This window comes from Fontimonas thermophila (assembly GCF_900113085.1).
Lineage (GTDB): Bacteria > Pseudomonadota > Gammaproteobacteria > Nevskiales > Nevskiaceae > Solimonas > Solimonas thermophila.
This window is the reverse complement of the sequence record NZ_FOOC01000006.1, coordinates 74,171-92,467: the sequence shown is the minus strand read 5'-3', so window position 1 is coordinate 92,467 and position 18,297 is coordinate 74,171. Positions and strand designations below refer to the sequence as shown.

At 64.6% G+C, this 18,297-nt stretch carries 18 protein-coding genes; 5 read left to right on the top strand and 13 right to left on the bottom strand.

The annotated features are described in order from the left end of the window. Nucleotides 1–5: 5 nt before the first annotated feature. Genes BMZ48_RS07670 through dapF form a run of 3 tightly spaced genes read right to left on the bottom strand, consistent with a single transcriptional unit; the run spans nucleotide 6 to nucleotide 2,487 of the window. Nucleotides 6–956, bottom strand: coding sequence for a tyrosine recombinase XerC (locus BMZ48_RS07670; RefSeq protein WP_091533515.1), 951 nt, complete (start codon nucleotides 954–956; stop codon nucleotides 6–8). After that, nucleotides 956–1,660 carry a DUF484 family protein gene (locus BMZ48_RS07665; protein ID WP_091533514.1) on the bottom strand — a complete coding sequence of 235 codons (705 nt, stop codon included), beginning with the start codon at nucleotides 1,658–1,660 and terminating at the stop codon, nucleotides 956–958. The genes BMZ48_RS07670 and BMZ48_RS07665 overlap by 1 nt, the downstream gene beginning before the upstream one ends. Further along, complete coding sequence (dapF, locus tag BMZ48_RS07660; RefSeq protein WP_091533513.1) at nucleotides 1,648–2,487, bottom strand: diaminopimelate epimerase; 840 nt, start codon at nucleotides 2,485–2,487, stop codon at nucleotides 1,648–1,650. The genes BMZ48_RS07665 and dapF overlap by 13 nt, the downstream gene beginning before the upstream one ends. Before the next feature lie 110 nt (nucleotides 2,488–2,597). Here dapF and BMZ48_RS07655 point away from each other — a divergent pair, with 110 nt between their 5' ends. From BMZ48_RS07655 to BMZ48_RS07645, 3 genes are all read left to right on the top strand, one after another. After that, nucleotides 2,598–2,996 (top strand): GFA family protein, encoded by a 399-nt coding sequence (locus BMZ48_RS07655; protein ID WP_091533641.1) that lies wholly within the window; start codon nucleotides 2,598–2,600, stop codon nucleotides 2,994–2,996. After that, on the top strand, nucleotides 2,993–3,385 hold the full coding sequence (locus BMZ48_RS07650) for a VOC family protein (RefSeq protein ID WP_091533512.1): 393 nt from the start codon (nucleotides 2,993–2,995) through the stop codon (nucleotides 3,383–3,385). The genes BMZ48_RS07655 and BMZ48_RS07650 overlap by 4 nt, the downstream gene beginning before the upstream one ends. Before the next feature lie 84 nt (nucleotides 3,386–3,469). Then, nucleotides 3,470–4,483, top strand: coding sequence for a ParM/StbA family protein (locus BMZ48_RS07645; RefSeq protein WP_091533511.1), 1,014 nt, complete (start codon nucleotides 3,470–3,472; stop codon nucleotides 4,481–4,483). Between the two features lie 90 nt (nucleotides 4,484–4,573). On the opposite strand, the gene BMZ48_RS07640 is transcribed toward BMZ48_RS07645, so the two are convergent. Then, the gene (locus tag BMZ48_RS07640) at nucleotides 4,574–6,025 is read right to left on the bottom strand and encodes a WS/DGAT/MGAT family O-acyltransferase (protein WP_091533638.1); all 1,452 of its coding nucleotides are present in this window, start codon (nucleotides 6,023–6,025) and stop codon (nucleotides 4,574–4,576) included. Nucleotides 6,026–6,221: 196 nt separating this feature from the next. Between BMZ48_RS07640 and BMZ48_RS07635 the strand changes: the two genes are divergently transcribed. Continuing rightward, entirely contained in the window at nucleotides 6,222–7,676 is a 1,455-nt protein-coding gene (locus BMZ48_RS07635) for an aldehyde dehydrogenase family protein (RefSeq protein ID WP_091533510.1), read from the top strand. Here BMZ48_RS07635 and BMZ48_RS07630 read toward each other — a convergent pair. From BMZ48_RS07630 to BMZ48_RS07620, 3 genes are read right to left on the bottom strand one after another with little or no spacing between them, the layout of a single operon-like run. Beyond that, nucleotides 7,663–8,712 carry an NAD-dependent epimerase/dehydratase family protein gene (locus BMZ48_RS07630; protein ID WP_200769563.1) on the bottom strand — a complete coding sequence of 350 codons (1,050 nt, stop codon included), beginning with the start codon at nucleotides 8,710–8,712 and terminating at the stop codon, nucleotides 7,663–7,665. The two genes, BMZ48_RS07635 and BMZ48_RS07630, sit on opposite strands and share 14 nt — an antisense overlap. Nucleotides 8,713–8,720: 8 nt before the next feature. Further along, nucleotides 8,721–9,395, bottom strand: coding sequence for a sterol desaturase family protein (locus BMZ48_RS07625; protein ID WP_091533508.1), 675 nt, complete (start codon nucleotides 9,393–9,395; stop codon nucleotides 8,721–8,723). Then, entirely contained in the window at nucleotides 9,392–11,029 is a 1,638-nt protein-coding gene (locus tag BMZ48_RS07620) for an aldehyde dehydrogenase family protein (RefSeq protein ID WP_091533507.1), read from the bottom strand. The genes BMZ48_RS07625 and BMZ48_RS07620 overlap by 4 nt, the downstream gene beginning before the upstream one ends. A 95-nt stretch (nucleotides 11,030–11,124) precedes the next feature. Between BMZ48_RS07620 and BMZ48_RS07615 the strand changes: the two genes are divergently transcribed. Further along, nucleotides 11,125–11,844 (top strand): TetR/AcrR family transcriptional regulator, encoded by a 720-nt coding sequence (locus tag BMZ48_RS07615; RefSeq protein ID WP_091533506.1) that lies wholly within the window; start codon nucleotides 11,125–11,127, stop codon nucleotides 11,842–11,844. 12 nt (nucleotides 11,845–11,856) lie between these two features. On the opposite strand, the gene BMZ48_RS07610 is transcribed toward BMZ48_RS07615, so the two are convergent. The 6 genes from BMZ48_RS07610 to BMZ48_RS07585 all read right to left on the bottom strand — a co-directional run bounded on the left by BMZ48_RS07610 (nucleotide 11,857) and on the right by BMZ48_RS07585 (nucleotide 18,267). After that, nucleotides 11,857–13,356, bottom strand: a complete 1,500-nt coding sequence (locus BMZ48_RS07610) for an aldehyde dehydrogenase family protein (RefSeq protein ID WP_091533505.1) — start codon at nucleotides 13,354–13,356, stop codon at nucleotides 11,857–11,859. A gap of 105 nt (nucleotides 13,357–13,461) precedes the next feature. Then, nucleotides 13,462–14,328, bottom strand: a complete 867-nt coding sequence (locus tag BMZ48_RS07605; RefSeq protein ID WP_234981562.1) for an SDR family NAD(P)-dependent oxidoreductase — start codon at nucleotides 14,326–14,328, stop codon at nucleotides 13,462–13,464. A 73-nt stretch (nucleotides 14,329–14,401) separates the two neighbouring features. Continuing rightward, entirely contained in the window at nucleotides 14,402–15,772 is a 1,371-nt protein-coding gene (locus BMZ48_RS07600; protein ID WP_091533503.1) for a DUF1329 domain-containing protein, read from the bottom strand. A 219-nt stretch (nucleotides 15,773–15,991) separates the two neighbouring features. Next, on the bottom strand, nucleotides 15,992–16,156 hold the full coding sequence (gene rd / locus BMZ48_RS07595; protein WP_091533502.1) for a rubredoxin: 165 nt from the start codon (nucleotides 16,154–16,156) through the stop codon (nucleotides 15,992–15,994). Nucleotides 16,157–16,216: 60 nt separating this feature from the next. Further along, on the bottom strand, nucleotides 16,217–17,494 hold the full coding sequence (locus BMZ48_RS07590) for a cytochrome P450 (protein WP_091533501.1): 1,278 nt from the start codon (nucleotides 17,492–17,494) through the stop codon (nucleotides 16,217–16,219). After that, nucleotides 17,491–18,267 carry a TetR/AcrR family transcriptional regulator gene (locus BMZ48_RS07585; RefSeq protein ID WP_159431123.1) on the bottom strand — a complete coding sequence of 259 codons (777 nt, stop codon included), beginning with the start codon at nucleotides 18,265–18,267 and terminating at the stop codon, nucleotides 17,491–17,493. The genes BMZ48_RS07590 and BMZ48_RS07585 overlap by 4 nt, the downstream gene beginning before the upstream one ends. Between the last annotated feature and the right edge of the window lie 30 nt (nucleotides 18,268–18,297).

Below are 18,297 nucleotides of genomic sequence, written 5' to 3'. Positions count from 1 at the left end.
GATCCTCAGCCCCCGGCGGGTTGCCTGCGCCGAGCGCGCGGATGCGCTTGATCGTAAACTGCCGCCAGGCGTTTCCAGTCGAGCTGCGTATAGACCTGCGTGGTACTCAGGTGGGCATGCCCGAGAAGCTCTTGCACGGCCCGAAGGTCTCCGCTGGATTCAAGCAGATGTGTCGCAAACGCATGGCGCAGCCGGTGCGGATGCAAGTGCACGCCCAGCCCTGCTTTCAGGGCCCAGGCCCGCAGCCGCAGACCGATGGCACGTCGCGACAGCCGGCTACCGCGCGCGGACACGAAGAGCGCCGGCTCGTCGGCCTTGGCATACGCCGGGCGCAGCGCCAGCCATCGCGCCAACGCCGCGCGCGCGGCACGCCCGATCAGGACGACACGGTCCTTGCGACCCTTGCCGGTGATCGTGATCTCCGCACGCTCCCCGGCGACATCGCCGACATCGAGCGCATGCAGCTCGGCCAGGCGCAGCCCCGCCGAATAAAACAGTTCGACCATCGCCTGGTCACGCTCGGTCAGCGCATCCTCGGGGACGTACGCGAGCGCTTCGTTCAGCCGCTCGGCATCGATCACGCCCGGCAGCTTGCGGCGCAGCCGGGGTGCGCGCACGGTCTGCGCCGGGTTGGCCTGCAGCCGCCCCTCACGGATCTGGTGGCGGAAGAATCCGCGCAGTGTCGAGAGCGCGCGCTGCAGTGTCGCCGGCTGTGCGCCCCCGCGGTGGCGGTGGGCAACGAAGCCGCGCACGAGGTGCAGGTCGATCTGCGTGAGCGCCTGCACGCCGGCGCGCGCGCAGTAGCGTCCGAAAGCGGCGAGATCACGTGCGCTCGCCGCGCAGGTATGCGCGGAATACCGCTTCTGGTGGCGCAAATGCTCGACATAGTCCTGAAACAGCGCAGCCAGCGCCGGCGGCACCGCCGGCGCCCGGTCGCGCGCGCCGCCGTGCTCCATCAAAGGCGCGCGCGCACGGCCGCGGCCACCAGGTCCGCGGTCAGCTCGAGAAAAAACTTGCCCTGTCGCGGCTGAAAGCGCTGTGCATCACCGCTGCCCAGCGCCAGCATGCCCAGGCTCTTGTCCTTCTCCAGCGGCACGATGGCAGCCGACAGCACCGGCCGCGCGGCCTTGGGAAACAGCAGCCGCGCCTTGTCCGGCGCGATCGGCCCGCATTCGATCAGGCGCGTACGGAAGAAATCGTCGAAGGCGCGCGCCAGCCGTCCATCCGGCTCGATCGGATGGATCCCTTCGATGTCGCGCCGCTTGAACTGGGCCGCGGCGATGCCCACGAACACCTCCTCGATGCCGAAATCCTCGCGCATGCAGCGCGCAAGGCCAGCCGCGACGGCCGCCAGCGATGGCGCGCGGATCAGCGTGCGCGCGAGCCGTTGCACGTGCGCGCTGCGCCGCTCGTTCTCGCGCGCCGCGTCCATGAGCCGTTGCAGGCGGTCCTCGAGGCGCTGGTTCTTGGCGCGCAGCATGTCCACCTGCTTTTCGATCAGCGACACCGCCGAGCCGGCCCTGTGGCGAAGCTCGATGCTTTCGAGCAAATCCGGATGACGGTTCAAGAAATCGGGATGCGCTTTGAGATAAGCGACGACCTCGCGCTCGTTGAGCGCAGGGGCATTGCCCTCTCCTTTGGATACGGTCAGCTCGGCCATTCGATTTCCCCCCGGAATACGGTTTCGGCCGGTCCGGTCATCTGCACCGGATGCCCCTCTCCCGGCCAGCGGATGCGCAGTACCCCGCCGCGCAGTTCCATCGCGACGTCTTCGCCGAGCAGCCCCCACAACTGCCCGATCACGGCCGCCGCGCAGGCACCGCTGCCGCAGGCCAGGGTCTCGCCGACGCCCCGCTCACAAACGCGCAGCCGCGCCCGTTCGCGGGAAATCACCTGCAGAAAACCCACGTTGACGCTCTGCGGAAATGCGGGATGCGCCTGCAGGGCCGCGCCCAGCGACTCGACCGGTGCGGTCTCGACCGCCGCAACCGGCAGCACCGCGTGCGGATTGCCCATGCTCACTGCGCCGAATTCCACGGCTCCGATGCCGTCGAGCGTCAGCGCATACCGTATGGCGCGCGCGCCAACCCGCAACGGGATTTCATCCGGGTCCAGGCGCGGCACCCCCATGTCGACCGTGTAAAGCCCGTCGCCGGCATAGCCGAGCTCCAGCACCGAGGTCGAGGTCCGCACACGGATCCGGTCTTTGTCCGACAGCCCGGCCTCCCGCACGTAGCGCGCCAGCGCTCGCGCGCCATTCCCGCACTGGCCGGCCTCGGATCCGTCGGCATTGAAAATGCGGTAATCGAAGTCGACGTCGGGCGTAGAGGGCGGCTCGATCACCAACACTTGATCGCAGCCGACGCCGAACCGACGGTCGGTCAGGCGGCGCAGCAAGGCCGGCGTCGGCGCGAACGGCGTGCGCGTGGCATCGATGACGACGAAATCGTTGCCGGCACCATGCATCTTGGTGAACGCGAGTCTCATGCCGGGATTGTAGTCGCCATGCTTGCCGCTTGCAGGTTTTTCGCGGCACGATAGCCAGCCGTTTTGCACGCCGCTACGCCGTTGGCGGCACCTGCGCACTGGAGGCTGCGATGGACGACTGGGTCACTCACCGTGGAGGCTGCCATTGCGGACGCGTGCGCTTCGAGGTGCGCGCACCGGCACACCCACGCGTGCTGCGCTGCAATTGCTCGATCTGCCGGATGACGGGATTCGAGCATCTGATCGTCCCGGCCGCCGATTTTCGCCTGCTGCAGGGGCAGGACGTGCTCAGCTGCTATACCTTCAACACCGGCGTCGCCCGGCATCTGTTCTGCCGTATCTGCGGCATCAAGTCGTTCTACGTACCGCGGTCCAACCCGGACGGCTGGTCGGTGAATCTGCGTTGCCTCGACCCAGGGACGCTCACCGGCGTCGATTACGAAGACTTCGACGGCCGCAACTGGGAACGGGCCGGACACACGCTCGCTGCGCTATCACGCCCGCGATGAGAGCCTGGTACCCGCTCATCACCACCACGGCCCTGCGCGAGTGCTGCGAGTTCTACCAGCGCGCCTTCGACGCGCACATCGTGTTTCGCAGCGAGCATTACGTGCAAATCGCTCTCGGCGACTGGGAGATCGGCTTGGTGCGTCCACAGCCGCCAGTGCCGCTGCCGGTGTTCCCGCATACGACCCAGACCCGCGGCCTGTGCCTGGTGATCGAAGTCGATGACGTCGCCGGCGCATTCGAAATGCTCACGCGGCGCGGGATCGTGCCGCTGGGCACGCTCAAACGCTTTGCCAACGGCGAAGATGCCTTCACCGTCGTCGATCCGGCCGGCACCGTCCTCAATTTCGTGGCGCGCAACGGCAGCGGCGCAGAACGCCTGCAGCCGTGAACATGGGCACGGCCCCGGCGCGTTTTTGTATTTCACGAGGCTGCATGCTAGAAACAGCCGCACCATCGGCATCAGGGGGTTACCGTGAAGGTGCTCGGCGCGGACATCGGCTTTGGGTATACGAAAGCCACGGACGGTAAGCAGTATCAGGTCTTCAAATCGATCGTCGGCGAGGCCAACGAAGCTCAGTTCGGCGAGAGCCTGCTACCCGGCGTACCGCAGTTCCCCCGCCATATCGCGATCGGCAACCAGTCCTACTTTGTCGGCGAACTCGCCGAGCAGCAGTCGCGCGGACGCGGTTTCACGCTCGATCAGAACCAGTTCCTCGCGCAATACGCCAAACCGCTCGCCCTCACCGCGCTGGCGCCATTCGTGGCCAGCGGCGATCCGGTGCGTCTGGTCACCGGGCTGCCGATCAGCTTTTTCCGCCGCTACAAGGATCCGCTCACGACATTGCTACAGCAGCGCCACACCGTCACCGTGGTCAAACCAGGCACCGGTGAGCGCGAAGAAAAGGTGATCAACGTCGAAAAAGTGCGCGTGATCCCGCAACCCTTCGGCTCGATGTTCAACCTGATGCTCAATGACATCGGCAAACCGGCGAGCCAGCGCTTCATCACCGAGAAAATCGGCATCATCGACATCGGCTTTCGTACCGCCGACTACACGATCAGCGACAAGACGCGCTATTCCGAACGCGGCAGCCAGTCGTCCGATTCCGGAATCGCCGTCGCCTATACGGCGATCGCCAACGTGCTGCAGGAGAAAAGCGGCGTGAACGTGGAGCTGTACCGGCTCTACGAAGGCGTCAGCAGAGGCACGATCAAGATCAAGGGCAAGCGCTACGACCTGACCGGACTCGTGCAGCAGGCCTTTCAGCAACTGGCCACGCGCATCGCCCAGGAAGTCAACCGCCTCTGGTCGGACGACTGGGATCTGGACGCCATCGTCATCACCGGCGGCGGCGGTGCGGCCTTGTCGGCGTATCTGGCGCCCCTGCTCGAAGGCGAGGTGCTGCCGATGCCCGCCGACCAGGACGCGCGCCTCAACAACGTTCACGGGTACTGGAAATACGGCCTGCACTTGTGGGGAGCCTAGGAGCAGGCTGCCCCCTCATGCCCGCGTCGCGGCCCGGAATTACGCGCGCGAGAGCGCACGCCGGGCCGGTCCCACTGGATCAGGGGTTCCCTAGACCGCGACTTTTTCGCGCTTGCGTGCCGTCTTCCTCGCCGGCTCCGGTTGCCGCCGCGCGGCGATGCCCAGCGCCCGTTCCAGCTCCTCGAGCGCCTCACCGGTATAGACCGCGAGACGCTGCATGCTCGGCAGCGTATCGCGACACCCGGTGTAGCCGATGTTGAACTGACCGTCATAGCTGACCGCCGTGATGTTCAGCGCCTGCCCGTGCGAGAGCAGGGAGACGGGATACATCTGCTCCATGCGCGCGCCGTTGAAATACAGCGCATGCTTGGGACCGGGCACGTTGGAGATGGTCACGTTGAACATCGGCCGCGCCTTGCCGGCCAGGCCCACGAGCAGCTGCAGGATGAACGGCGCCATGAAAATCATCGTGTAACTGTCGATACCGGCTTTGGGCAGGCGCTGCAGATGCGCCTTGGCCAGATGCGTGGATTCGCGGATCCGGCGCAACCGCTCGAGCGGATCCTCGACGTCGGTGTTGAGGTTGGCGATGATGAAGCTGATCGCATTGCCGGCATTCTGATCGTCCGCCGGCCGCACCGACACCGGCACGCCGGCGGTCAGCGGCTGTTCCGGCAGTGCATCGATCTCCAGCAGATACCGGCGCAGCGCAGCGGCGCAGAGCGCGAGAAAAACGTCGTTGAGCGTCGCATCCGACGCCTTGGCGACGGCGCGGACGCGTTCCAGCTCGTAATGCTGGGTCGCAAACCTGCGCTGTGCGGAAACCCGGGCATTGAGCACCGAGTGCGGGGCGGCGAACGGCAGGGCTTCCTGCGGCTCATGCCGCTGTACGGTTTCCCGCACCACATGCCCCAGGGCCTTGGCCACGGCTGGCGCGATTTCCAGTTGCGTGCGCGCGGCAGCGGCGAGCTGGCGCAGCCGCGCGTCGAAATCACTGGGCGCATCGTCGCGCTGCGCCGCCGCGCCACAGCCCACTGCCCAGGGTGGCGGCAAGGTGCGCGCCTGCGGATCGGGCGAAAGCATGCGCTGTAGCATGCGCATGCCGCCGATACCGTCGACGAGCGCGTGGTGCATCTTCATGTACAGCGCGAACCGGTTGTTCTCCAGCCCCTCGATGATGTGGCACTCCCAGAGCGGGCGGTTGAAATCCATCGGGTGCGAGTGCAGGCGCGAAATCAGCACGCCGAGCTCGCGCTCCCCTCCCGGCTTGGGCAGGGCCGAGTGGCGCAGGTGGTAGTCCAGGTCGATGTGCTCGTCCTCCACCCAGGCCGGCAGCAGCGCCTTGAGCCTGGGCGAACGCAGCTTGAGATTGAACGGCGGAGCGAAGCGCTGCACCGAGCGCAGGTGCGCGAACAGCTCTTTGATGAAATCGTCGGGTGCATCCGCGGGCAGCGAGAAGATCGCAAGGCAGGCGACCTGCATCGGCGTATCCACGGTATCGACATACATCCACGCCGCGTCCAGCGGCTTTAGGATCCGCATTTTGCGGCTCATTGCTCCCCTCCTTTCGACTCGCGTTCCGGATGCGGACGACAACCATAACGGACGGCAAGCGCCGATGGGACCCCCGGATCGATCCGTGACGGGGGTGTCATGATTTCGGCGAGCGGCCTATACTCGACCTCCCACATCGAGGGGATCGGTTGCGCTTAGATCCCCGGACGCCTGGAGAGACAGCATGAACACGGTCGTTTCCTATCTGCCCGGGGCCGCCCCGGCGGTCACCACCCTCGAATCCGAGATCCGGCGCATCTTCGATCTGCAGCGCGAGACCGCGCTGCGCCTGCGCACGTCCACCGCCGAGGAGCGCATCGCCAAAATCAAGCGCCTGCACGATGCCGTGATGGCGCACCGCGAGGCGTTTTATGAGGCCGCCTATCAAGACTTCAAGAAGCCGCCAGCGGAGGTCGATCTGGCCGAAGTGCTTCCGGTCATCAGCGAAGCCAAACACGCGATGCGTTCGCTGAAGAAATGGATGAAGCCCCAGCACGTCTGGCCGACGAGCCTGACCATCGGCCTGAAGTCCTGGGTGCAATACGAACCCAAGGGCCGCTGCCTGATCATTTCGCCGTGGAACTACAACGTCAATCTGTGCTTCAGCCCGCTGGTGTCCTGTATCGCCGCCGGCAATACGGCGATCCTCAAGCCCTCGGAAATGACTCCGCACCTGTCGGCCCTGATGGCCAAGATCATCAAGGAGATCTTCCCGCCCGATGAGGTTGCGCTGTTCGAGGGCGACGTGAGTGTCGCCACGGCACTGTTGGCCTTGCCGTTCGATCACATCTTTTTCACCGGCTCGCCGGCAGTCGGCAAGATCGTGATGGCCGCGGCGGCCAAACATCTCGCGTCGGTGACGCTGGAGCTGGGCGGCAAGTCGCCGACAATCATCGATGCCGATGCCGACATCAAGCTCGCGGCGCGCACGCTGATGTGGGGCAAGTACACGAACAACGGCCAGACCTGCATCGCGCCGGACTATGTCTATGTCCATGCCTCGGTCAAGGACGCCTTCGTCAAGGAATGCATCGCCGTGATCGAGTCGTGCTACGGCAAGACCGCCGCCGAGCAGATGCAATCGCCGTATCTGGCGCGCGTCGTCAACGAACGCCACACCCAGCGCATCCATAACCTGCTCGCCGATGCCCAGCAGCGCGGCGCCCGCGTGCTCTGCGGCGGAGCGGTCAGCGAGAAAGACTGCTTCATCCAGCCGACCCTGCTCGACAACATCCCTGCCGACGCCAAGATCCAGTCGGAGGAGATCTTCGGCCCGCTGCTGCCGATCATCCCGTACACGGATCTCGACCGGGTCATCGACGAGATCAACGCGCAACCCAAGCCGCTCGCGCTCTACATCTGGAGCAAGACCGAAGCCAACATCGAAAAGACGCTGAAGAGGACCAGCGCCGGCGGCACCTGCATCAACCACTGCGTCGTCCAATACGCGCATGGCCGTCTGCCGTTCGGCGGCGTCAACAACTCCGGCATCGGCAGTGCCCACGGGATCTACGGCTTCAAGGCGTTCTCGCACGAACGGGCGGTGGTACGCACCCGCTTCATGATGGCGCGCACGCTGTTCCCGCCGTATACGAACTTCAAACGCAAGCTGCTCGATCTGATGATCAAGACGCAGTGAACGCACCACAAGTACGCGCGTGCGCCCAAGCGCTGCCCCCGCGCAGCGCCTGCGCCGTCGCGCGAATGCCGTCGTCGAGGCTGACGGCGGGCCGGTAGTCCAGGTCGCGCCGTGCCTTGTCGATGCAAAAATAGTGGTGCGTGTGCAGATAGCGCACTGCGAAGCGGGTGAGGCCGTCCTCGGCACCCAGCGTGCCGCCCTTGAGCGTATCGAGCGCCTCGGCGAATGCGGCGACACCATAGGCGAGCCAGTACGGCACGCGGCCACGGATCGGCGGATAACCGAGTTCGGCGAGAAACCGCTCGACGAAGGTGAAGAACGCCATCGGCTCGCCGTTGGTGATGAAGTAAGCCTGCCCGGCGACCACCGATCCTGGCCGCAGTCGCGCCTCGGCGGCGACGACCGCATCGACGAGATTGTCGATGTAGGTGAAGTCGGACAGCTTGTCGCGCCGGCCGATTTCGCGTCTGAGCCTGCCCTGCTGCGCCTTGCGTACGATCGCCGGGATGAAGCGGTTGTCGCCGGGGCCGAAGACGACGTGCGGCCGCAGCGCGCAGGTCAGCACGCCGTCGCGCCCGCTGGCGGCGAGGACCGCTTTTTCCGCGGAGAGCTTGCTGTCGGCATACGGTGCCTGGGCGATCCGCGCATAGGGCAAACGTTCGTCCCCGTTCTCGATATCCCGGCCCTCGTACACGACGCTGGCCGAGCTGATGTAAACCAGCCGCGCGACGCCCTGCGCCCGGCAGGCATCGAGCACATTCTGCGTGCCCGTGAGGTTGACTGCCCAGACGTCGGCCTGGCGGTTGTGCTTGGTGTGCACCAGAGAGGCGCTGTGGATCACGCTATCGATCCCGCTGCAGGCAGCGCGTAGCGCCGATGCATCGCGGATGTCGAGCGTCAGGAAACGCACGTCGTCGCGATAGGCAGAGCCGCGCACGTCGGCGCAGATGATTTCATGTCCCAGATCGGCGAACCGCTCGACCAGTGCGCGGCCGACGAAACCCTGCCCGCCGGTGATCAAGATCCTACGGCCCACGGCACGGCTCACTTGAAGGTTCCGAACGCCTGATCCCAGAACGGGAAGATCGAGGCGTAGTTATGCCGCACCTGACGGTGATGGATGTCATGGCGCACGGACCAGAAATTGAACAGCCGCAGCGCCGGGTGCGGGAACACCAGATTGCTGTGCACGACGATGTTGACCGTCGAGTAGATGAAGAAAATGGCCAAAAACGAAGCGGCACTGATCGGCCCGAGCAGGGCGATCGCACCGAGCAGCATGACCAGCGCGCCGATCTGCTCGGCCGGGTGCAGGTAGTTGCTCTCCGCGGCAGTCGGGAACCGCACGTGGTGGTGCACGCCGTGCACGAAGCGCATCAGCTTCGGATGATGCAGCGCGCGGTGATAGGCGTAATAGGCGAGGTCATAGAGCAGCAGCACACCCAGCGTCTCGCCGAGCAGGCGCGTGACGCCGGGCCAGCCCGGTTCGAGCAGACGCGCCCCGAAGTGGTACAGAAAGGCAGCAAAAATGCACAGCGCCATCAGGTTGTTCAGATTGGTGTTGATCAGCCGGCGCAGGCGGGGCATGCGGTTCTCGCCCGGCGGCGGGATACGGTAGCGGGCAAAGCGCGGTGCGCGTGTCATCCAGGTCAGCGTGCCCATCAGCACGGCGTCGAAAACCAAGATGGCGATCCAGATCACGATGAAGGTAGTGGTCATGACGACAGCTCCGGGCGAGCGGATGAACGAGGCGCGAACAAGTAGCGCAGACGGTCGCGCCAGCGGCGCGCAAACAGCAGACGCAGACCCCAGCGGGCACGCACATAATCGTCCGGCCCCACCGGGAAAACCTTCGGCGGCACGCTGAAGGCAAAGCGGTCGGTCAGCACGGCCTTGGCGTTGGTGTAGGCACGGAGCCCATCGCGGCCATTCATGCGCCCATAGCCGGATGCCTTGATCCCGCCAAACGGCAGATCCTGCGCCAGGTAACACAGACCGAAATCGTTGATGCAGGTGCCCCCGGCTTGGAGCGCGGCGGCGATCCGCTCGCCGCGGGCGCGGTCGCGCGTGAATACGCACGACTGCAGGCCAAACGCGGAATCGTTGGCCAGACGGATCGCCTCGGCATCGTCGGCGACCTTGAAAATCAACATCACCGGACCAAACACTTCCTCGCGGGCGATGCGCATGTCGGGCGTGACATCGACCAGTATCGTCGGCGGATAGAACAGGCCCGGACCCTCCCCGCGCCGGCCACCGACGAGCGCACGCGCACCGCGTGCGATGGCATCCTGAACCAGCGTGTCGATGATCTGAAGCTGCGCCGGCGAGGTGATCGCCCCGACGTCGAACACACCCGGCCTGTGCGGCACGCCCTGGCGCAGCGCGGCCGTACGCCGCTGCACGGCTTCGACGAAGCGCTCGTAGATACCGGCGTGCACGAATAGACGCTCGGCAGCGATGCAGTTCTGTCCGAGGTTGATGAAACAGCCACCGAGCGATGCATGCACGGCCTGGTCGAGATCGGCATCGTCACAGACGATGAGCGGGTCTTTTCCGCCGAGCTCCATCACCACCGGCGTCAGCGTCTGCGCGCTGCCCTCGACGATACGCCGGCCATTACCGACCGATCCGATGAACAGGATCTTCTGCACGCCGCTTTTCACCAGTGCTGCGCCCGTCTCGCCAGTGCCATCGACGATTTGCACCGTATCCGGTGAGAAGCCGGCGCGTGTCAGCGCTTCATCGAGGATGCGGCGAAAGCGCGCCGAGGCCCACGCGACCATCTCCGACGGCTTGACGATCACCGCATTGCCAGCCATCAGCGGCGCCAGCAGCGAACCGAAGACGTTCTGGAATGGATAGTTCCACGGCACGATGCAGGCGACCACGCCCAGCGGGTGGTATTCGATCCGCGCCTTTTTGTGCAGCAGCCACCCGGATGAAACGTGTTCCGGTTTTAAGTATCGCTCGGCGTTGCGCAGCATCCATCGGATCTTCGTGCACACCGGCATGATCTCGCCGAGCAGCGCATGCTCCCAGGTCTTGCCGCTGACCTCGACGATCGCCGCACAGATCTCATCGACGTGCACCAGGATGTGATCGAGCAGATGGCCGAGCACGGCGCGACGCTCGGCAAAACGGCTCGCTGCCCAGGCCCGCTGGGCGATGCGCGCCCGCTGCACCGCAGCGACGACCTCCTCGGGCGTCGCTGCGGGTACGCTCCCCAGACGGACACCGGTCGCAGGATTGAAGCATTCGATGATGCGTGACGAAACCGCGCCGGTTGCGTAACCGGTAACGGCTGCAGCAGGCACGGGACCAGGGGCATCCACGAGACGGTTCATGGCCATTGCCGACTCCGGAAACTTGCGTTTCCATTTTTAGAATTGCTATTTCTCGATTAGAAACTTAAATTTCATGGACGTCAAGTCCAATACCTGAGCCAATGCCCGCCTCTCGTCCTCCTGCCATCCGCAAGAACGCCGCGCCGGCCGGCCGCGAGCTGCGCGATGCCCGCGCCGAGCTATACCGCCAGCACATCATGGCGGCGGCCGAGAAAATCTTTGCCGAAGAAGGCTTTGCGCAAAGCCGCATGCAGGCGATCGCGCAGGCGGCCGGCGTGTCGCTCGGCACCCTGTATCAGCAGTTCGAAGGCAAAGACGCGCTCTACCGGGAGATCCTGATCGCGCGCGACACCGAGATGCTCGATCACATCGCTGCGGCAGCGCAGACGCATCTGCGTTCACCACTGCGCATCGAACAGATACTGACGCTGATGGAGTCACACCTGCGCTTTTTGCTGGAACACCCGGACTACCTGCGCATGCAACTGCAAGACGGTCGTGCGTGGTATCACAGCGCCGCCCGCCCCAGCGTTGCCGAACAACGCATCTGGGAACGGGGATTGGCGATGATGCGGCAGGTGTTCGATTGGGGAACCGCCAACGGGGTGTTCGTCCCCGGCAGCGCGGAAGACCACGCCCGCCTGCTACTGGCGCAGCAGCAGGCCCGCCTCGCCGGCTGGGTCGCCGACGGGATGCGCGCGGCGCACGACGCCGTCATCGCGCTGATCCAGGCGGATTTCGTGCGCTGCTTTTGCCGTCCCGAGATCGCCCGGCGCCTGCTCACGCCGGACGGCGCGGCCCTCGCGATCGCCGTCCGCTGACGCCGCGGGACATTACCGGCGCTTGAACACGCTGGTGAGTTTGATGATGCCGTTGATGAGATCGATCGCCGCATCCGGCACGCGGATTTCCTTGGCGAGCATCTGCGCGATCATCTTTTTGTATTTGTCCGAATACGGCGGGAACATGATGTTAGGATCGCCGGCCGGATACTGATCCTCGACGACCGAGCGCGCATTCGAGCACTCCAGGAACGTGGCGCGTCCGCCAACCCGGCCTATACCGCTGGCATTGACGCCGCCAAACGGCAGGTGCGGATTGGTGCCGGACTGAATGAGGTTGTGATTGACGACCAAGCTGCCCGAGGTCGTGCGCGCCATGAACCAGTCGATCGCCGCACGGTCCTTGGCAAAGATGTAGGCCCCCAGCGGCTTGGGCCGGCGCCGGATCGTCGCGATCGCCTCCTCGCGCTCGTTGAACGGCAGCACGCAAAGAATCGGCCCGAAGATTTCCTCCTGCATGATGCGCATGTCTTCGGTCACCGACGTGAGGATGGTCGGCGCGATGTAGAGATCGTCGGCATCGGTGTCGCCGCCGAATTCGAGCTTCGCGCCCTTGTCGAGCGCATCGTCGAGCAAGGCCTTGATGCGATCGAAATGCCGACGGTTGACGATGCGCGGCAGATCGGGTGAGCGCTGGAAGCCCCGGCCATCGGCGTTGTACATCGCGGTCATATGCCGAGCGAGTGCGGCGACGAAAGCATCGACGATGCTGGCATGCACCAGGGCGTAATCCGGCGCAAGGCACACCTGACCGGCATTGGCCACACGCCCCCAGGCGATCTTGCGCCCGGCTTCGTCGAGATCGGCGCTGGCATCGACGATCACCGGATTCTTGCCGCCCATCTCCAGGGTCACGGTCGCGAAATGCTCGGCCGCCGCGCGCATGACGATGCGGCCAACCTGATGCCCGCCAATGTAGAAAATATGGTTGAACGGCAGCTGCAGCAGCTCGGTGGCGACATCCGCGCCGCCATTGACGACGGCCAGCTCGTCTTCGGGCAAGACCTTGGCGCAGATATCGGCGAGCACCTGTGCCGAATGCGGCGCCAGTTCCGACGGCTTGAGCACGAAGGTGCATCCTGCCGCGATCGCACCATAGGCCATGACGAAGGCCTCGGCGATCGGCGCATTCCAGGTCGAAAGATGCAGCACGACGCCCTTGGGCTCGTAGCGGATGTAGCACTTCTTGCCGAGCGTCATCAGCGAACCCTGCACCGGTTGCGGCGCCATCCACACCGCCAGGTTGCGCGTGATGAACTCGGCTTCCGACTTGATCATCAGCAGCTGTGCATCGACGTCGGTTTCATTGACGCGCAGCTCCTTGTGGGCCGCGGCGAGGATCGCGGGCCGCGCTTCGAGCGTGGCCTTGAGCAGGCGGCGGATCTTGTCGGCACGCTCCTCGGCGCTGGTCAGCGCCAGCGCATGCACGCGCGTCTGCAGCCGGTCGAACAGTGTGCGAAAGCGGTTCGACTCCTTGAGTACGGCGTTCATGGTCTGCCTCCTCGGCTCAATGCCCCGAATCAAAGTTCGGAAACGACACCGCCAAAACCGGCCAGCGCACCGATGCGTCGAGCATCGCGCATGCGCTCGCGCCCTTTAGGCATGCGCCGGAATCTTGAACGTCCGGCGCATGATCGCCTCGAGCTGGCGATCGGAGAAAATCCGGCGCATCAGCCCCATCGGCTTGACGTCCTTGCCCAGGTACTCCATCGGCGCCCACGTCTTTTTGTCGAGGATCGCCAGCGTGCCTTCGAGCGCCTGTTCCGGCGTGCTACCGGTCTTTTCGAGCATGTCGGGCAGCACCTGGCACATGACCGGGCGCAGCGGCTCGTAGATTTTCTGGATCTCCGCGGGCTGGCTGGCCCAGCTTTTCCGGGTGTTCTCGTGCGCATTCGCGGACATTCCGGTGAGCACGCCGCCCGGCACGATGGACGTCACCTGGATGCCGAACGGCGCCAGCTCGTGACGCAGGGTCAGCGTCATGCCGTGAATCGCGTGCTTGGTCATGTTGTAGATGCCAGCGCCGACCGGGTTGGCGATGATCGCGCCGGAGCTGTAGTTGGCGATGCGCGACCCCGGAGCATTCTTGCGCAGCAGCGGCAGGAAGGCCTGGATCACGCGCAGCTGACCGAAGGTGTTGATGTGAAACAGCCGCTCCGCCTGTGCCAGATCCACCCCTTCGAGAACCCCGACGGCGATGTTGGCGACACCGGCGACGTTCATCAGCAGATCCAGCCCCTCGCCGCCAAGCGCCTCCGTGACGATCTCGGCGCTGCGGCGCACCGACTCGGTGTTGGAGACGTCCTGATCGACGACGGTCAGATTTCCGCCCGTCTTCAGATCCGTGGGTGCGCCCGGCAGCACGCCGGCGAACACACGCCAGCCGCGCTGCACGAGCGCCTTGGCGAGCAGGTTGGCCTGTCCGACGTTGCAGCCGGTGATGAATGCGTTCTTCGTCGCCATCTCTGTCATCCCCCTCTTGCGCACGCACGCATGCCGCGCCCGGTGCGGGCATACCCGTCGCGCAGCGTTCTCGTCAGTGACCTGCGCGCGCCGCGGCCTGCGGGCTGAACATCGCGGGCGTGAGCGGGATATTGATCCGCCACCAGTCTTCACCGCGCTCGTTAACCAGATAGCCAGCCTCGTAAGCTTTCGCCGTCAAATCGTGGTAGACCGAGACTCCACGATGGAAAGCGGCAGATTCCTGCGAGTAGAAATAGTTCACGAAGGAGGTCCGCCAGAGCTGGCCGCGCGCATCGTAGTTATCTGCCCAAAGAACCAACCAGGTGTCCTCGTCGGCATACAGCCGCCGCTTGCTGTAGATATGGCGGTACCCCTCGCGCAAATACCCCTCGACGATCCAGACGCGGTGCAGCTCGTAGCGCACATACTCGGGATTGATCGTGTTGGGTTTGATCAAATCCTTGTACTTGATCGCCGGATCGTTGACCTTGAAGTTGTGGTAAGGAACGTACATTTCTTTTTTGCCCACCAGCTTCCAGGTATAGCGCTCGGGCGATCCGTTGAAGAGATAGTCGTCATCGACCGTGCGCAACCCGGCAGGTGGCACCGGGTAATCACAGCAGACTTCCGGAGCCTGGCGCACGCGGCGGATGCCCGGCTGGTACTGCCAGGCCTGGGTCGCGTCGGTCTTGAAGTTGTTGGGCTGAAAGCCAACGCCGGTGAAACCTTTGTCGCGCTCGGGCAGCAGATAGCTGGTGTAGAAATAGGCGTTGATCTTTTCGGTGTATGAACGGCGCACGTTGGGATCGTTCATCAGGTTCATCGTCATGAACTTGTTGCGTCCCCAGGCGATGCTGCCGTTGGCGTAAACGTCGGCGATGTCGCAGACCGCCTTCTCGGTCCATGCACGATGCGGATTGATGATGTTCCAGACCGCCTCGGTGCCATTGGCCGGAAAGGGGAACGGGATCGCACCGCCGGTGCCCTTCACCCCCAGGCCATCGTCGATCAGCTCGGCTTCGACCGCGTTTTTCTTGGCCGTGTCGCAGACCCAGCTCTGGAAGCCGAAGTCGCGGTGGCTGGGATAGACGTACATGTAGTACGAGTCGGGATACTGCTTGAGCAAGGCCTTCTGACCTTCGGTCAGCTTGTCCTCGTACTGCGCCATGTTCTGCGCGGTGATCTTGAACAGCGGTTTTTCATCGGCGTACGGACCTGGCTCGTAGCCATAGGGCTTGGTCATGCCGGGCCATTTGCCGACCCATTTACCGGTGTATTCAGGAATGCCGCTCGGACTGCCAGCGCGCTCGGCGCCCATGCAGGTGTACTTGGGGCCGTCCAGCTCAGCGGCCTTTTCCGGCGACACCTTGGCCGATGCCTGCTGCAGGGGGATGCAAAATCCGCCGACGAGCACCCCGACCGCGAAAACCAGTTTGAATTTCATCCAGACTCTCCTCGTAATACCGCGGCACTGTCGCCGGTGCCTATGCCTGCGGCTCTGTACGCGTTCATCAGGCTGTGCGCCTGATCGGCGTCCGGCCCGATCCGCCGCCATGGTAGAACAGCAGTCATCCGGCGCATCGTCCGAACCGAGTATCCACGCAATGCCTCTGCGCGGCGGTGCACCCCCGCCACGGCGAGACGGTCGGTCAAAGAACGAACGCTATTCCGTGTACGGTTCGAAGGAATCCTTGGGCGATCCGCATTCGGGGCAAATCCAGTCCGCCGGCAGATCCTCGAAGGCAGTGCCCGGAGCGATCCCATGATCGGGCAAGCCGACCGCCGGATCGTAGATGAACCCGCAGATCACGCAAATCCATTTCTTCATGCTGTGCATCCCGTCCTGAGGTGGGGCTGGGCCGGCGCGGCGTCCGGTGCCGCCGCACGCCTACGCGGCCTTGCGCGCGGCAACGCGGTTGGTTTTCACGATCAGCCGGTTGATGCGACGTGCATTGTGGTGCGTCCACTCGTAGTCGATGCGGCCATCACCGTCGGCGAGCGTCGCATTGGGGTAGCGCCGCATGAACTCCTGCAGCATCAGGCTACCCTGGACGCGCACCAGATAGGTGCCGATGCAAAAGTGCGCGCCGGCACCGAAGACGATATTGCCGTCGAGACGGCGGGTGATATCGAGCTTGAGCGGATCTTCCCACTTGGCCGGATCGTGCCAGGCGGCCTGGATGTTCACGCCGATGGCCTGGCCTTTCTTGATCAGCTGGCCGGCGAATTCGATGTCCTCGGTGGCGAAGCGGAAGAACGGCACCTTGCCGAACGAACCCCAGCGCAGACACTCGATGATCGCGTTCTCCATCAGCTCGGGCCTTTGCTTGAGCAGCTCGAACTGGTCTGGATGGCTCAGCAGTGCGTAGAGCAGATAGGTGTGCAGATCGGTGGCGGTGTCGGAACCGGCGGTGATCAGCGCAAACACGACGGAGAGGATTTCGTCGTCGTCGAGCTGCGAGCCGGCGTCGGATGCCGCGATCAGGCTGCCGAGAAAGTCGTCGCCCGGATGCGACAGCGCACGGCGGCGTGCGATCTCGTCGCGGAAGTACTTGAAGCCGGGCAGCGTCTTGTGCATAGACGCCTCGCGCTCCTTCGCGCTTAAGTTGATGCGCGTGGACTTGATCACGTTGACGGCGAATTCGTGGAAAAAATCCTCCAGATCCGTCGGGACGCCCACCATGCGCGCGATCGAACGCGCCGGGATCTTCACGGCGAGCGCCTGATAGACGTCGAATTCCTCGGCATCGCCGATCGCATCGAAACAGCCGATGATCAGATCGCGGATCTTGGCATCGATCTGGCTCATGACCGGCTTGGAGAAGGCCGGCATCGTCAGCTTGCGCAGCCGCAGATGCGCCTGCGGACCCACCGCGAAAAAGCCTTTCTCGAAGGCGCGGTCGAAATCGGTCTTCTGGTCCTCCGGCTTGGGCGGCGGCGCGAGTTCCCAGACGCGGAAGTTCGGCGAGAACCGGGCATCCTTGAGGATACGGTCGCACAGCTCGTGACTGCTGACGATCCACATCTGCAAATCCCTGTGCCAGGCGATCGGGTAATCACGGATCAGGATCTGCCAGGTCGGGTCCGGATTGCGGATGAAATCCTTGGAATACGGGTTGAAGATGGACGCGTCGATTTCGACGCGGGGATTGTGCGCTGTGTTCATGACGGGCTCCTGACATCCACCGGCGACGCCGGCGGCGGTGTTGGGGTCGGGGACGAGAATCGGTCATCCCATGGCGGCAGCGTCTCACCGCGCGCGAGCGCGATACCGGCGAGCAAGGCACGCAAGGCAAACAACCATTGCCGCGGATCGACATTCGTGTACGCGTCGATCGCGCTGCGCAGGTGCGGCAGTTCGTGCCGGTCGCGCTCGGCCAGTGCGCGCCGCATCGCCGCATCGAGCGGCTCGCCGGCCGCGGCGCAGGCGCTGACCGCCAGTGCACCGGCGCTGGCGCCGATCGCGAGCATCGCGATCGCATGGTGCAGACGGATGCCCTCGTCTGCGGAAAATCCATGCGCGGCAAGCGCGGCGAGAAATTGCTCGAGAAAATCGACTTCGACATCGGGGCCGAGCCGCCCCTTGGTCAGTTCGTAGAGCAGTTGCGGCTCGCGCACGAAGGATTCGAACAGGCTCTCGGCATAGCCGATCGCGATCTGTGACCAGTGCATCGGCCGGTTCTGGTCGGCCTGCGGCAGACGCCGCGTCAATGCAATGCGAAAGGCTGCCAGACGCACCAGCTCGTCGCGGTTGCGCACATGGCGATAGAGCGTCGCGACGGCCACACCCAGCCGGTCGGCCACTTGCTTGAGCGTGACCCCCTCCAGACCGATCGCGATGGCGGCCTCGATGATCGCCTGGGCGCTGACCCGCGGTGGCCGACCGACGCGGGGCGCTGGCGTCTGCACGGGCAGTGTGCGCTGGGCTGCGGCACGCATGCAGAAAACTCCGCTGGTATTTCGAGAATG